A 14,758-nucleotide genomic window follows, 5' to 3' on the forward strand; every position below is an offset into this window, starting at 1 on the left:
GAGCTGAGCTGGAGCTCCTGGCGGGCGACGGAAGCGCCCGCCTTCGGAACGCCAGGAAGCGTCCCATTTTGGCGCAGATCGGGCCCCAACTCAGCCTTAATCAAGCGCGCCTAATGTTCCCGGCCGCGGCGGCAGTGGGACAGACTAGCCGGCCGCGTCGAGCTGGAGGATGGAGCCTTGTCAGAGATCGACCCGACCGACCACGCGCTGGCGACCATCGCCAGCATTCTGGAGAACCCCGAGCCCGTCCTGGTCATTCGCAAGACCGAGACCGAGATCGTGGTGTCCGGAGAGCGCGAGCATGTGGACTCCGACGAGCATCGGGTCGTGGACGAATATCCTGCGGTCGAAGAGCATTCGTCGCTGGAAGAGCATCCTGTCGTCGAGGAGCAACCGCTGGTGCCGGAGCACACCGATGCCGACGGCTACAGCAAGGTCGGACCCGGACCCATGGTGGCGATCCGCCTCAAATGGACGGTCCATCGCGGTGACGACGGCCAGTACTACGTCCACGAAACCATCGGCGAACAATCCGCGCCCGTGGTCAGCGGCCCCATGACGAGCGAGGCCGCGGTGCATTTCGTCGACACCCAGCAGGACGAGGCGCATCGGCGCTTCGAGCTGCTGCGCAGCGAGATCGCCGGCCGCAGCTCCCTCGCCGACTACGAGCGCAAGGGCGAAGCCTAGCGCTGCAGCTGGAGGCCTTTCTACACCTCTCCCTGCCGGGGAGAGGTGTAGACCGTGCCTCCGCAATTACTTCCTTCCGAGATAGTCCTTTTTCACGAGCTCGACGCCGGCGTGCCGCAGCAGGTCGTAGGCGGTCGTGACGTGGAAGAAGAACTGGGGCACGCTGAACGTCAGCAGCAGCGTCCGCCCTGTGAACGGCAGCTCTGTCCCGTTCTTCAACTTGAAGAAGACGTTGCGCTCCGCCGCCGCCTCGATCTCCGCGCGCGGCAGGCTTTCGATGAACTCGATCGAGGTTGCAATTCGCGCCTGCAGTCCGGCCATGTCGTGCTCCAGCGCCGGCAGCGTCAACGGCTCGCACTCTGCCAGCAAGGCCGGCGCGACCACGGCATGGCGGCAGGCCTCGCCGACCTGCTGGGCGAGGTCGTACATGTTCGGCGCAAGCCGCATGCCGAGCATCACCGCCGGGTTGAACTTGCGGGCCTCCGCATAGGCGACGCCCTTGTCGAGCAGGACCGACAGGTTACGCAAATACGGCACGAAGAGGCCGACCGAGGCCTCGTGCATTGAGATCGTCACGTTGAGATTCCCTTCAATTCCGCCTCGCCGGAAGCTCGCATCTGGTCTACATCCGCCTTGAGGAGCTGCACAATGACAGCTCGCGCAGGGGTGGAGAAGAGATGATCGTTCGAATGGCCGTTCGACTCTTGGAAGCATCAAGGACGCCGAGATCACGGTCTTCCCCGACAACACCGTGATCTTCGACGAGATCGCCAAGGGCAATGCCGATCTGATGATGCGGATGCCTCGGAGACACGCTACCAGCAGAAGCAGCACCCCGGCGTGCTCTGCGCGGTGCACCCGGAAAAGCCGTTCGATTTCTCCGAGAAGGCCTACTGGCTCCAGCGCGATGTGGCGCTGAAGGCCTTCGTCGACCAGTGGCTGCACATTTCCATGGAAGACGGCAGCTACAGGAAGATCTACGCCGCCTGGTTCGACTAGGCATTCTCAGGGGGCCTGCATTGGAATGGCGCCTCAGGCCGCGTCCTCCTGTCGCTTGCCTCGGCCCAACTTTGGGCCGGTCCCTCGCCTATTGAACCCTGAACAGCAGGACGGCGACTCATACCGAGACAGTGATCTAGATCACTTTCTGCAATCGAACCGATGCGTAAGCGTCAGTGCGGGGACCACCTTTTTAGGAGATGGAAATGAGGAAGCTGTTGGCCACGGCCGCATTCCTTTTGGCGAGCACCGCTGCCCAGGCGCAGTACACGTTCGAATATGGCGGACGCACCATCCGCATCGACCCCGACCGCGGCACGGTGCAGATCCCCGGCGTGTACGACAACACCGGCCAGAAGGCCAAGAAGGCCAAGAAGAACGAGACAACGCCGGGCCAGCAGCCGCCCCAGCAAGCCATTGTCGAGCCGCAAACGCCGGCCGCACCGGCTCCCGCGCCCGTCGCCCCGCCGCCCGCGGCCGCCCAAGCGCCTGCGCCTGCCCAAGCGGCTGCGCCGGTCGCTGCGGCCGTGGCGCCTCCGCCAGCTCCGCCTCCGGCGGCCCCCCCCAGCAATGCGCCGGCCGAGACCGCGGTGCTGCCGGTTCAGGCCGCCGCGGTCGCTCCGCCCGCCCCGGCGACGGGGCCCACGCGCGATCTCAGTTCACCTCTCGGCGTTTGGCTCACCGAGGAGAAGGAAGGCAAGGTTCGCATCGAGCAATGCGGCAGCAATCTCTGCGGCTATTCAGTCGACAGCAAATCCAACCAGAACGGTGAGCAGGTCCTGATCAACATGAAGCCCGGCAAGGACCAGAAATGGTCCGGCCGCATTCTCGATCCGAACTCCGGCTCGACCTACGATTCGACCATCGCGATGAAGGGCACCGATCGCCTGCGCGTGCAGGGCTGCGCCTTCGGCGGCATGTTCTGCGGCGGCCAGACCTGGACGCGGGTGAACTGAGTTTCGACATCGACGTTTCGACTGAAAAAGGGGCCCGCGATCCGGGCCCCTTCGCTTTTGCCCGGCGCTCAGCTGCGAGGTGCGCTACCTCACAGAGCCCGCTGCGCGTGAGCCCCCTCACATCGCCTGTTCCGCGCCCGTGCCACGTTCCCCGCATCGTCACCCACAGGGGCGTGTCATGAACGGCTTTCGCAAAGGTTTCTTCGCCACCCTCCTCGCCATCGCCTTCCCGCTCGGGCAGGCCGATGCTGCGACAAGCACTTTCGACGGCATTTGGAATGTCCGCATCTCGTCATCCAGCGAGACCTGCGGCAACGGCGCCACCGTCGCGATCGGCATCAACAACGGTCAAATCGCATCGAGCAGCGCGGCCGTGTCGGCGTCAGGTCGCGTCGCCGATGCCGGCAGCATCAACGTCACCTTGAGCACCGGCATCAAGCGCGCCGTCGGCTTCGGCCGGCTCAGCGGCACCTCCGGCTCCGGCACCTGGCGCGGCGCGCTGTGCACGGGCACGTGGACGGCGGAGCGGATGTAGGTCGCCCGTGTCCCGGACAAGCGGCAATGCGAAGCGTTGCCGCGCAGAGCCGGGACCCAGCACGATTCACAATGCGCTTCGTAACACGGCAGCTCTGGGTCCCGGATCGGCACCGCATCGCTTTACGGGCGCTGCGGCTTGTCCGGGACGCGCGGCTCTAGCCCAGCGCCGCGCCGTACTCTGCGTCGGTGACCGGCTCGAGCCAGGTCGAGTACACGCCGTCGAGCGCCTCCTGCATGGCGATGTGGCACATGCCGTTGGTCGGCGAGGCGCCGTGCCAGTGCACTTCGCCCGGCGGAATCCAGACGGTGTCACCGGGACGGATCTCCCTGACGGGACCGCCCTTGGTCTGGACGCGGCCGACGCCGGAAATGACGTAGAGCGTCTGGCCGAGCGGATGATGGTGCCAGTTGGTGCGGGCGCCGGGCTCGAACGCAACACGCGAGCAGTTCAGCCGTGCCGGCGCGGGCGCCATGATCACGGGGTCCTGCCACACGGTGCCGGTGAAGTTTTCCTTGGGCGCGCGGCGGGTCGGCCGCGTGCCTGCAACAGTGATCTCCATGGGATTACCTCGCTTGCTTCCCGGTTACTTCTTGCTGGCGGCGTAGCGCGCCTTGGTTTCGGCGTTCATGGGATAGAGGCCCGGCAGCACGGCGCCGTTGTTCACCTCGTTGACGATCCAGGCCTCCATGCGCTCCTGCTCGACACCCTCGTTGAGCACGTGCTCGAGCATTGCCTGCGGGATCAGCACGCAGCCATCCTGGTCGGCGACCACGATGTCGTTCGGGAATACGGCAACGCCGCCGCAGCCGATCGGCTCGCCCCAGCCGACGAAGGTGAGGCCCGCAACCGAAGGCGGCGCGGCATAGCCGTCGCACCAGACCGGAAGATTGGTGCCGAGCACGCCCTCGACGTCACGCACCACGCCGTCGGTGACAAGCGCGGTGACGCCGCGCTTGACCATGCGGGCGCACAGGATGTCGCCGAAGATGCCGGCATCGGTGATGCCCATGGCATCGACCACGGCGATGCATCCTTCCGGCATCGCCTCGATCGCGGTGCGGGTGGAGATCGGCGAGGACCAGGATTCCGGCGTCGCCAGATCCTCGCGCGCCGGCACGAAGCGCAGCGTGAAGGCCGGTCCCACCAGGCGCGGCAGGCCCGGGCGCAGCGGCCGCGCGCCGCGCATCCACACATTGCGCAGGCCCTTCTTCAGCAGGACCGTGGTGATGGTGGCGGTGGTGATGCCGGCGAGGGTCTTGCGGGCTTCAGGGGATAGCGACATGGAAACAGACGAGCTCCGGGGTGCGGGAAACAACGCGCGCATCTTGCGAGCCGCAGCCCTTGCGTCAAGGGCCAAGAGGCGCCCAATAACGCAGGGCCGGTGGGCCTTTATGTGACGCGATAACAAGGCTTTATCGCCTCCCCCTGCATTAATTTATTGGACTTGCGGGCGCATATACGCGAAGCAGGGTGACGCGGAACTCGAGCTCGAGCCCGCGCTTTGCAAAGCCCGATTCCGACAGCTCTTCGACAGCTCAATGGCCGCGACGCTTCCCCCGCCCCGCCTTCTGCCCAGTGGCGACAGCGCCGTCACGGTCGAGTTCAGCCGCACCATCGACGAGGAGGCCAACCAGCGCGTGCTGGCGCTCGACAAGGCGCTCGTGGCAAGCCCCATCGAGGGTATCACCGAGACCGTGCCGACCTATCGCTCGCTGCTGGTGCACTACGACCCCTGCAAGATCGGTTTCGACGCGCTCGGCGACAAGCTGCTTCCGCTCGCGATCCAGCCGCCGCCGCCCGTGACCAAGGCGCGCCGCTGGCGCGTTCCCGTCGCCTATGGCGGCGAGCACGGCATCGACCTCGAGGATGTCGCCAAGGCCCTCAACACCACGCCGGACGACATCGTCGCCCGCCATGCGGGCGGCGACTACAAGGTCGCCATGATCGGCTTCACGCCGGGCTGGTCCTATCTCAGCGGCCTCGACAAATCGCTGCACATGTCGCGGCGGCAGAATCCGCGGCTGCTGACGCCGGCGGGCACGATCTCGATCGGCGGCGTCCAGGCCGGGATCCAGTGCCTCGCGGCGCCGAGCGGCTGGCATCTGCTCGGCCGCACGCCGGTGCGCACCTATCAGCTCCACCGCAATCCGACCTTCCTCACCGAACCCGGCGACCGCGTGACGTTCTTCGCCATCGACCACAAGACCTTCGACGAGCTGGACCGCGCGGCGGAGGCCGGCGAGATCGTCGCCGAGCAGGTGGACGCATGAGCCGGCTCGTCGTCGCCAGCATCGGACCTGCAAGCTCCGTCCAGGATGGCGGCCGCTTCGGCGCGCAGCGCTACGGCCTGACAGTGAGCGGTGCGATGGATCGGCTGTCGCTGGCTGCGGCGAACACGCTGGTCGGCAACGCGCCGTTCGCCGCCGCCGTCGAGATCGGTCCGTTCGGTGCCGCCTTCACCGCCCGTGACGGCGCCGTGCGCGTGGCGATCTCGGGGGCGCCGCGCAACACGGACGTCGCCGGAAACCCGGTCGCCATGGACACGTCGGTGACGCTGAAGGACGGCGAGACGCTGACGCTGGGCTTCGCCCGCGGCGGCGCCTTCACCTATCTCGCGATCGAAGGCGCCATCACCGGCGAACGCGTGTTCGGCAGCCTTGCGGTCAATGCCCGGGCCGGCCTCGGCAGCCCCTACCCGCGCCCGCTCCAGGTCGGCGACGAATTCAGCGTCGATGCCGCGAGCGGCGCAAGCGAGCTGCGCATCGAATTGCCGAAGCCCGCGAGCGGGCCGATCCGCGTTCTGCTGGGACCGCAGGACGACGAGTTCGACGACGCCAACAAGGCGCTGTTCCTGAACAGCGAGTGGAAGATCTCGGCGACCTCCGACCGGATGGGCTACCGGCTCGAAGGCCCCGCGATCAGGCATCTGCACGGCCACAACATCGTCTCCGACGGCACCGTCAACGGCAGCATCCAGGTGCCCGGCAACGGCGCGCCGATCGCGCTGATGATGGACCGCGGCACCTCCGGCGGCTATCCGAAGATCGCAACCGTGATCACCGCCGACATCGGTCGCCTCGCGCAGACCTCGGCGGGAACGGCGTTTCGCTTCAAGGCCGTCAGCATGGCCGAGGCGCAGGACGAGGCGCGAAAGTTCGCGCAAGCGATCCGGACCCTGCCCGATCGCCTGCGCGCGGCCGACAGCGTTGCGCTCAACATCGAGGCCCTCAGCGATGCCAACGTGGCGGGCCATGCGGTGAACGCGGTCGATGCCGGCACCTGGCAGGTCACCGCGGAGCCCTAGACGCAACAACAAGACCCGAAGGCGGAGAGCATCCATGAAGACGATCGATCTCAATTGCGACCTCGGCGAAGGATTCGGCGCGTGGGAGATGGGCAACGACGCCGCCATGATCGAGCTCGCAAGCTCGGTCAACGTCGCCTGCGGCTTCCATGCCGGCGACCCCGACATCATGCGCCGGACGGTGGAGCTGGCGAAGGCGCGCGGCGTCTCGGTCGGCGCCCACCCTGGGTATCGGGACCTGCACGGGTTCGGCCGCCATCCGATCGCGGGCCTCAAGGCTTCCGAGATCGAGAACCTCGTCGCCTATCAGATCGGCGCATTGCAGGCGATCGCGACCGCGGCCGGCCACAAGGTCACGCATGTGAAGGCGCATGGCGCGCTCTCCAACGTCGCCTGCGAGGACGACATGACGGCCAGGGCGATCGCCGCCGGCATCAAGGCGGTCGACCCCAGCCTGATCTTCGTCGTGCTCGCCAATTCGAAGCTGGTGAAGGCCGGCGAAGACGCCAACCTGCCGATGGTGCACGAAGTGTTCGCCGACCGCGCCTATGAGGACGACGGCAACCTCGTCTCGCGCAAGAAGCCCGGCGCAGTGCTGCACGATGCCAAGGCGATCGCCGAGCGCGTGGTGCGGATGGTGCAGGACGGAGCGGTGGTCTCGGTGACCGGCAAGGTGATCAAGATGCGCACGGACACGGTGTGCATCCATGGCGACACCCACGGCGCCGTCGAGATCGCGCGGACCTTGCGCGCGGCGTTGAAGGCGGCGGGAATCGAAGTTGCGCCGTTCAAGCGCGGGTGAGGCACGACAGGTGCCGTAGGGTGGGCAAAGGCGCATAGCGCCGTGCCCACGACTTCGCGTGATTAAGACAGGTCGTGGGCACGCTTCGCTTTGCCCACCCTACAAGACGACGAGAGCTCTAAAACGGATGCACCGAGAGCGTGCCGAACACGATCGCGGCGATGACCGCAAACGCGCTGTAAAGCGCCAGATGATGGGCGCTTGCCCGGGTCTGCCGCGAGAGCGAGCGCGCGTAGAAGTGCAGTCTGGCTTCCGCCGATAGTTCGCGCATGGTCGATCTCCAACGCCCCATTTGCCGGAGTATGAAGGATCAACCAGGGCGGGAGGCAAGATAGCGGCGCAAATAGCGATGCGCCTCCTCCGAGCAGGCCGTCTCGCAGTCGTAAATTCTTTCCAGGTGCGGGTTCCGAGAATCTTATTCGTTCAAATCCGAGCCAGTTGGAACCGGCTCGGAGATCGGCGAGCGGCAGCCGTCAGTACACGTCCGCCTGGAAACGCCCGGTCTTCTTCAGCTCGGCGACGAAACTGACGGCTTCGTCGGTCGAACGCGCGCCGAACTGGGCGACGATGTCGACCAGCGCGCGCTCGACGTCCTTGGCCATGCGCTTGGCATCGCCGCAGATGTAGAAATGCGCGCCTTCGGCCAGCCACGTCCACAGCTCGCGGCCGACCTCCCGCATGCGGTCCTGCACGTAGAACTTCTTCTCGCCGTCGCGCGACCAGGCCAGCGACATCCGCGTGAGCAGACCCGAGGTCTTCATCGCATTGAGCTCCTCCTGGTAGAAGAAGTCGCAATCGCTGCGCTGATGGCCGAAGAACAGCCAGTTCTTGCCGGGCGCGCCGGTCGCCTTGCGGTCGAGCAGGAAGGCGCGGAACGGCGCGATGCCGGTGCCGGGACCGACCATGATGATCGGCGTCTTCGGATCCTTCGGCAGGCCGAAGCCGTGCGCCTTCTGCACATAGACCTTGAGCTTGTCGCCCTCGTTGATGCGCTCGCCGAGGAAGGTCGAGGCGACGCCGAGGCGCTTGCGCTTGCCGATGACGTAGCGCACGGAATCGACGGTCAGCGACAGCTTTCCGGGCGTCGCATTGTGCGACGACGAGATCGAGTAGAGCCGCGGCTGCAGCGGCTCCAGCGCCTCGACGAAGGCCTCCGGGTGCGGCCGCGTGCCGGAAAACTTCTGCAGCCCAGCCATGACGTCGAGGGTTGCGGCATCGCCATCGGGGTCCTCGCCCTGCGCCAGCGCCCGCGCCTTTTCCCGCGCCGCGCCGCCGGTGATGAAGGAGATCAGCTCGAACAGGGTGTCGGGCGCCGGCGACAGCGAGACGTCGTCGATCAGCACCTCGCGCAGAGTCTTGCCGTTCACCTTCGTGGTGTGCGAGGCGCCGAGCAGCGCGATGATCTGGTCGACGAGACCGACATCGTTGCGCGCGAACACGCCGAAGCTGTCGCCGACGACGTAGTCGAGCTTGCTCTCGGAGAGATCGAACTCGACGTGATAGGTTTCCTTCTCCGACTTGCCCTTGTTGAGAAGGCGGCGCGACAGGAAGGTCGCAGGCACGGGGTTGTCGCGTGAGCGGCCCGGCTCTGCGATCGTCACCGTCACGGCCGGTGCCGGAACGTCCGGCTTGTCCGCCGCTTTGGCCGCCGGGGCCTTGTCCAGCTCCTCGTACAGCGACTTCAGCATCCGCGCGGTTTCCTTGCCGCCGGGGACGCAGAGGTTGAGCCGTGCTTCGCTGCGGCTGGCGATCGCCTCCGAATAATCGTGGCAATTGTAGCCGCACTGGCCGCAATCCTGCTGCGCCATCGCCGCCATCATCTTGCGGCGCACCGGGCGTCCCTCGGCAAGCTTCATGCGATCGGCGATCGGCATAGTCTGGTCGTGCCAGGGCGCTTCGCCGTCGTCGCCGTCACCGGCTGCGCCCTGCATGACGGCGGCGCCCTGCTCCGCCGACAGCGGCGCGGCGACATGAGGCGACAGCAGGCCGGCGAAGAAGCCGTTCAGCCAGGAACGCTGCGCATCGGAGAACGGTGCGCTGGCGGGAATGATGTCGAGCCTGGGCGGAGGGGTGATCTGGTTCATGCGGACACCTGTGCATCGGCAAGCTTGCGCAGCGTTTCGCCGTCATGGCGGCGCGCGAAGGAGAGAAAGGTTTCGTCGGGCGACGAGCGATGGGCGATATAGGCCTTGAGCAGCGCCTCGACCGTCTTCGGCGCATCGTCGGCCTTGAGGTCGTGATAGACCTCCTGCCCGACATCGGCGTCCGGGCCGAACCCGCCGCCGGTGAAGAGGTGATAGCCCTCGACCGTGTCGTCCTCGCCAACGGGCACGCGTGCGCCGATCAGGCCGATGTCGCTGATGTAATGCTGCGCGCAGGAATGATGGCAGCCGGTGACGTGGATGTTGACCGGCTTGTCCATCGCCACCCGCGGCTCGCACCAGTCGCCGATCTCGGCGGCGTGGCGCTTGGTGTTCGCCGCGGCGAAGCGGCAGCCGGCATTGCCGGTGCAGGCGATCAGGCCGGCGCGGATGTGCGAGGCCTCGACCGCGAGCCCGATCTGCTTGACCGCCGCGATGGCAAGCTCGACGTTCTCCTCGCGCACGCCCGATATCAGCAGGTTCTGCCAGACCGTGAGCCGGATCTCGCCGTCGCCGAGGTCGTGCGAAACCTTGGCGAGCCCCCGCATCTGGTCGCTTGTCAGCTTGCCGAGCGTCAGCGACACGCCGATCCAGTTGAGACCGTCCTGCTTCTGCTTGTGCACGCCGACATGCGCCATGCGGTCGGCGGCCGGCCGCGGCGCGAACGCCTCCTCCGGCACGCGCGTGAACGGCGCCTTCAGCCGCTCCTCGACCAGCCCAAGAAAGCCGTCATGGCCCATGGCGTCGAGCACGTATTTCAGTCGCGCCTTGTTGCGGTTGGTGCGGTCGCCATGGTCGATGAAGACGCGCACGATGGCGTCGGCAACGGCGGTCGCCTGCTCCGGCTTGACGATGATGCCGGAATATTTCGCAAAGTCCTTGTGGCCGGTGATGCCGCCGAGGCCGAGGCGGAACCAGACTCCCGGCTCGACGCCGAAACCGTCCTTCACCTCATAGGCCGTAAACGCGATGTCGTTGGTCTCCTCCAGCACGGCGATCCTGCCGGCGCCGTCGAAGGCGACGTTGAACTTGCGCGGCAGGCCGTAGAGCGAGCGGTCGTTGAGGATGTGGTAGTGCCATTCGCGCGCATAGGATCGCGTGTCGATGATCTCCTGCGGATCGATGCCCGCCGTCGGCGTCCCCGTCACGTTGCGGATGTTGTCGGCGCCGGAGCCGCGCGAGCACAGGCCGAGCTCCTGGATGCCCTCGAGCAGCTTGATCGCGTGCTTCGGCGGGATCTCGCGAAGCTGGAGATTGGCGCGCGTCGTGACGTGGCTATAGGGCCCGCAGAGCTCGTCGGCGAGATCGGCGAGGCCCGACAGCTGCCAGTGCTTCATGATGCCGTTCGGAATCCGCAGGCGGCTCATGTAGGAGTCCTGCGTCGGCGCGACATAGAAGATGCCGTAATAGCGCCAGCGGAAATTGTCGGCCGGGCTCGGCGGCGCATTGTCGAGCGCCTGCTGGCGCAGCCGCGGATAGGCATCGAAGGGATGCTCGTCGCGCTTGAACTTCTCCTGGTCGGCGAGCTTCTTGCCCGCCGCGATCACCTTGTCCTGCGCCTTGAGGTGCACGGCATCGGGACCGACAGGCTCGGCATTCGCCTTGCCGGCACTGCCGCCGCCAAGACCGCGCCCGACCCGGCTGATCTGCAGACCGGTGGTGAAGCCTTCGAGATAGCGTTTCTGCTCGTCGGTAAAGTCGACTGCGAGCGTATCGATTTTCATGGTCGGTAACGAAGCTCCTGCGGCCACCTGGGTGGCATCGACGGACATTGCGCGACCCGCGAGGACCGAGGCTGGCTTCAAGAGCCGGCTTCGCTACCCCAGCGGTCCGATCAGCTTCGTTGCTGCGGGACTCGGCTCAGCAGGCACCTGTGACAAGCTGGCCGCACTGCAACATTCAAGTTGCGTGCCAGCCTGGAGGAAATGGAAAGCCTTGTGTTTACAGGCGATTATGCGAACGCCCGGAAGATCCCGGGCCGCGCGCTTTCACGAAATTCGTGCATCCTGATCAATATTTGAGCAGTGAATTTCTGCGCCCAAAAATGATGCAGACCGAGTCAGGTCCGCCAACGGCCAACCGCAAAGGCTTCGAGGTGCCCCCGGATGTTGGCGGGATCGAAGACCGGGCCAGCGAAGGCGCCGAACGCCGCTGCAGGCTGCTCGGGCGGCCGCCTGCCGAGGGCCGCATCGTACAGATCGGGCCTGAACACGGCCATCGCCGTCTTGACGCCTTCCGGCGCGAGCGCCGTCTGCCCCCAACGCACCATCTGCGCATAGAGCCAGGCGGCCTGCACTGGATCCGGGCGCCCTGCCCCCTCCCGCCCGACCAGGAGATAGCGGCCGCTTTCGCGGAACGTGCCGTCAGGAGAAATCTTCAGGCGCCCGGTCAGGGTGCGCTGGATGACTTCGGCATCGACGCCGATCCGCTCGGGCTGCGCCAGGAGCTGCGCCGCCTCGGTCTGGTTCGCAGGGTTCTCGATGAACTCGGCCGCCTTCACCGCCGCGCGCACCAGGCCGGCGACCACGTCCGGATTCTTGTCGGCCCAGACCTGGCGAACCGCCAGCACCTTCTCGGCGGCGCGGTCCAGGATGTCGGAGACGAAATGCAGGATGTGACCGATGCCGAGATCGACCGCGATCGAATTCCAGGGCGCACCGACGCAGAACGCGTCGACATGGCCATTGGCGAGGCTGTCGACCATATAGGGCGGCGGCAGCACCACGAGGCGCACGTCCTCGTCGGGATCGACGCCGGCTGCGGCCATCCAGAACCGCAATTGATAATTGTGGGTCGAGAACGGGAAGGTCATGCCGAAGGTCAGCGGCTCGGCCCCCTCCTTGCGCCTGATCGCAACGACCTTCGCCAGCGCTTTCGCCGTCACCATCGGATCGAAACGGTCGCCGTCGATCTGCTCCATCAGCGCAGCATGGAGCGCCGGCGACACCGTGATGGCATTGCCGTTGATGCCGAGATTGAAGGGCGCGGCGATCGGCACCTTGACATGGCCGAGCCCGAGCGAAGACGCGATCGCCACGGGCGCCAGCAGATGGGCGGCGTCGAACAGGCCGATATTGAGCTTGTCGCGGACGTTGGACCAGGAGACCTCGCGCACCAGCTCGACGTCAAGGCCTTCGGCAGCAGCAAATCCCTTGTCGACGGCGACGATCAGCGCGGCGGCATCGACCAGCGGAATGAACCCGATGCGAAGGGGGGCGGTCATTTCAGCATCTCCGAGGCGGTGATGATCGACTGCGCGATCTCACCGATTTTCTTCTTCTCGCGCATCGCCGTGGAGCGCAGCAGCACATAGGCCTCGTCCTCGGTCAGGCCCTTCACCTTCATCAGGATGCCCTTGGCACGTTCGATGATCTTGCGGTCCTCGAGCTGCGACTTGGTGCGCTCCAGCTCCTCCTGGAGCTTGGCGAAGGCGTTGAAGCGGGACACGCAGAGGTCGAGGATCGGCTTGATGCGCTCCTTCTTCAGCCCGTCGACGATGTAGGCGGACACCCCCGCCTCGACCGAGGCCTGGATCGAGGCGGAATCGCTCTGATCGACGAACATCGCGATCGGCCGTTTCACGGCGCGGCTGACCTGGAACATCGCCTCCAGCACGTCGCGGCTGGGGTTCTCCAGATCGATCAGGATGATGTCGGGATCGACCGCATAAATACGGGCCAGCAGGCTCTGCATCTCGCTGATATGGACGACCTGCGTGAATCCGGCCTCCCGCAATCCCTCCTGCAGGATCGCGGCCCTGACAGGGCTTTCGTCGACGATCACGATTTTGGGCGACTGTTCGGCGCTCATGGCTCACTCGCGGCAGGCGATTCATCCATAGCACGCCGGAACGCCCTGCAAAGGGTTGTAATTGTGGGCAATTGGGACTAGCTCAGGCCGGTCAATCAGGCAGATTTGGATATGGATCAGGCGGCTGCGCCCAAGGTCAGCTTCGTGTCACTCGGGTGTCCCAAGGCATTGGTGGATTCCGAGCGCATCATCACGCGCCTGCGCGCGGAGGGCTATGAGCTCGCGCGCAAGCACGACGGCGCCGACATCGTCATCGTCAACACCTGCGGCTTCCTCGACAGCGCCAAGCAGGAATCGCTGTCGGCAATCGGCGAGGCCATGGCCGAGAACGGCAAGGTGATCGTGACCGGCTGCATGGGCGCGGAACCGGAAGCGATCGAGCAGGCCTATCCCGGCGTGCTCTCCATCACCGGCCCGCAGCAATATGAGAGCGTGCTCGACGCCGTGCACCGCGCGCTGCCGCCGGCGCACAATCCGCATCTCGACCTGGTGCCGCCGCAGGGCATCAAGCTGACCCCGCGACACTACGCGTACCTGAAGATCTCCGAAGGCTGCAACAACCGCTGCACCTTCTGCATCATCCCGAAGCTGCGCGGCGACCTGGTCTCGCGCCCGGCCAATGACGTGCTGCGCGAGGCCGAGCGCCTGGTCGGCGCCGGCGTCAAGGAGCTGCTCGTCATCTCGCAGGACACCTCGGCCTATGGCGTCGATCTGAAATATGCCGAGAGCCCGTGGAAGGATCGCCAGGTCCGCGCCAAATTCCTCGACCTCGCCCGCGAGCTCGGCGAGCTCGGCGCCTGGGTCCGGCTGCAATATGTCTATCCCTACCCGCATGTCGACGAGGTCATTGCGCTGATGAACGAGGGCAAGGTGCTGCCCTATCTCGACATCCCGTTCCAGCATGCGAGCCCCGACGTCTTGAAGGCGATGAAGCGTCCGGCGGCGCAGGACAAGACGCTGGCGCGGATCAAGCGCTGGCGCGAGGAATGTCCTGATCTTGCCCTGCGCTCGACCTTCATCGTCGGCTTCCCCGGCGAGACCGATGCCGACTTTGCCTATCTGCTCGACTGGCTCGACGAGGCCGAGATCGATCGTCTCGGCTGCTTCAAGTACGAGCCGGTGGCCGGCGCCACCTCGAACACAATCGAGAACCCGGTGCCCGAAGAGGTCAAGCAGGAGCGCTACAACGCGCTGATGGCCCGCCAGCAGAAGATCTCCGCGCGCCGGCTCAAGCGCAAGGTCGGTACGCGCCAGCAGATCATCATCGACGAGGTCGGACCGACCGTCGCCAAGGGCCGCTCCAAGGCCGACGCGCCGGAGATCGACGGCGCGGTGTATCTGACGAGCCGCCGCCCCCTGCGCGTCGGCGAGATCGTCACCGCCAAGATCGAGCGCGCGGATCAATACGACCTGCACGGCAGCGTCGCGGGGTTCTGAGGGATCCCGTCATTGCGAGGAGCCCTTGCGACGAAGCAATCCAGAATCCCTCCGTTGCGGCAGTCTGGATGCTTCGATGCGCTC

The 14,758-nt window shown here is 66.1% G+C and carries 15 protein-coding genes and 1 pseudogene; 8 read left to right on the forward strand and 8 right to left on the reverse strand.

Annotated elements, in window-relative coordinates:
• Positions 1–177: 177 nt before the first annotated feature.
• Positions 178–687 carry a hypothetical protein gene (locus DCM79_RS10740; protein ID WP_257179814.1) on the forward strand — a complete coding sequence of 170 codons (510 nt, stop codon included), beginning with the start codon at positions 178–180 and terminating at the stop codon, positions 685–687.
• 66 nt (positions 688–753) lie between these two features.
• Here the strand turns inward: DCM79_RS10740 and DCM79_RS10745 are convergent, their stop codons facing one another.
• Positions 754–1,251 (reverse strand): DUF1993 family protein, encoded by a 498-nt coding sequence (locus DCM79_RS10745; protein WP_257180736.1) that lies wholly within the window; start codon positions 1,249–1,251, stop codon positions 754–756.
• Positions 1,252–1,396: 145 nt separating this feature from the next.
• Between DCM79_RS10745 and DCM79_RS10750 the strand changes: the two are divergent.
• The 3 genes and pseudogenes from DCM79_RS10750 to DCM79_RS10760 all read left to right on the forward strand — a co-directional run.
• Positions 1,397–1,686: pseudogene (locus tag DCM79_RS10750) on the forward strand (amino acid ABC transporter); the annotation flags it as partial.
• A 206-nt stretch (positions 1,687–1,892) separates the two neighbouring features.
• Complete coding sequence (locus DCM79_RS10755) at positions 1,893–2,642, forward strand: DUF2147 domain-containing protein (protein WP_257179815.1); 750 nt, start codon at positions 1,893–1,895, stop codon at positions 2,640–2,642.
• Between the two features lie 178 nt (positions 2,643–2,820).
• Positions 2,821–3,177 carry a hypothetical protein gene (locus DCM79_RS10760; protein ID WP_257179816.1) on the forward strand — a complete coding sequence of 119 codons (357 nt, stop codon included), beginning with the start codon at positions 2,821–2,823 and terminating at the stop codon, positions 3,175–3,177.
• A 157-nt stretch (positions 3,178–3,334) separates the two neighbouring features.
• On the opposite strand, the gene DCM79_RS10765 is transcribed toward DCM79_RS10760, so the two are convergent.
• Positions 3,335–3,739 carry a cupin domain-containing protein gene (locus DCM79_RS10765; protein ID WP_028136366.1) on the reverse strand — a complete coding sequence of 135 codons (405 nt, stop codon included), beginning with the start codon at positions 3,737–3,739 and terminating at the stop codon, positions 3,335–3,337.
• Between the two features lie 24 nt (positions 3,740–3,763).
• Entirely contained in the window at positions 3,764–4,462 is a 699-nt protein-coding gene (locus tag DCM79_RS10770; RefSeq protein ID WP_028136365.1) for a ribonuclease activity regulator RraA, read from the reverse strand.
• Positions 4,463–4,718: 256 nt separating this feature from the next.
• On the opposite strand from DCM79_RS10770, the gene pxpB reads away from it, so the two are divergent.
• The 3 genes from pxpB to DCM79_RS10785 are packed head-to-tail and all read left to right on the forward strand — an operon-like array spanning position 4,719 to position 7,286.
• Positions 4,719–5,450, forward strand: a complete 732-nt coding sequence (gene pxpB / locus DCM79_RS10775) for a 5-oxoprolinase subunit PxpB (protein ID WP_257179818.1) — start codon at positions 4,719–4,721, stop codon at positions 5,448–5,450.
• Positions 5,447–6,484, forward strand: a complete 1,038-nt coding sequence (locus DCM79_RS10780; protein WP_257179819.1) for a biotin-dependent carboxyltransferase family protein — start codon at positions 5,447–5,449, stop codon at positions 6,482–6,484. The genes pxpB and DCM79_RS10780 overlap by 4 nt, the downstream gene beginning before the upstream one ends.
• Before the next feature lie 34 nt (positions 6,485–6,518).
• Positions 6,519–7,286, forward strand: coding sequence for a LamB/YcsF family protein (locus tag DCM79_RS10785; RefSeq protein ID WP_257179821.1), 768 nt, complete (start codon positions 6,519–6,521; stop codon positions 7,284–7,286).
• A 118-nt stretch (positions 7,287–7,404) separates the two neighbouring features.
• Here the strand turns inward: DCM79_RS10785 and DCM79_RS10790 are convergent, their stop codons facing one another.
• From DCM79_RS10790 to DCM79_RS10810, 5 genes are all read right to left on the reverse strand, one after another.
• Entirely contained in the window at positions 7,405–7,557 is a 153-nt protein-coding gene (locus tag DCM79_RS10790) for a hypothetical protein (RefSeq protein WP_063831425.1), read from the reverse strand.
• A gap of 202 nt (positions 7,558–7,759) precedes the next feature.
• On the reverse strand, positions 7,760–9,370 hold the full coding sequence (locus tag DCM79_RS10795; RefSeq protein ID WP_257179823.1) for a sulfite reductase subunit alpha: 1,611 nt from the start codon (positions 9,368–9,370) through the stop codon (positions 7,760–7,762).
• A complete protein-coding gene (locus DCM79_RS10800; RefSeq protein ID WP_257179824.1) occupies positions 9,367–11,151 on the reverse strand; it encodes a NirA family protein in 1,785 nt (594 codons plus the stop codon). The genes DCM79_RS10795 and DCM79_RS10800 overlap by 4 nt, the downstream gene beginning before the upstream one ends.
• 335 nt (positions 11,152–11,486) lie before the next feature.
• Positions 11,487–12,650 (reverse strand): CmpA/NrtA family ABC transporter substrate-binding protein, encoded by a 1,164-nt coding sequence (locus tag DCM79_RS10805; protein WP_257179826.1) that lies wholly within the window; start codon positions 12,648–12,650, stop codon positions 11,487–11,489.
• Entirely contained in the window at positions 12,647–13,237 is a 591-nt protein-coding gene (locus DCM79_RS10810; RefSeq protein WP_135167097.1) for an ANTAR domain-containing response regulator, read from the reverse strand. The genes DCM79_RS10805 and DCM79_RS10810 overlap by 4 nt, the downstream gene beginning before the upstream one ends.
• Before the next feature lie 111 nt (positions 13,238–13,348).
• On the opposite strand from DCM79_RS10810, the gene rimO reads away from it, so the two are divergent.
• The gene (gene rimO / locus DCM79_RS10815; RefSeq protein WP_257179827.1) at positions 13,349–14,674 is read left to right on the forward strand and encodes a 30S ribosomal protein S12 methylthiotransferase RimO; all 1,326 of its coding nucleotides are present in this window, start codon (positions 13,349–13,351) and stop codon (positions 14,672–14,674) included.
• Positions 14,675–14,758: the final 84 nt, after the last annotated feature.

The organism is Bradyrhizobium sp. WBOS07 (assembly GCF_024585165.1).
GTDB lineage: Bacteria > Pseudomonadota > Alphaproteobacteria > Rhizobiales > Xanthobacteraceae > Bradyrhizobium > Bradyrhizobium japonicum_B.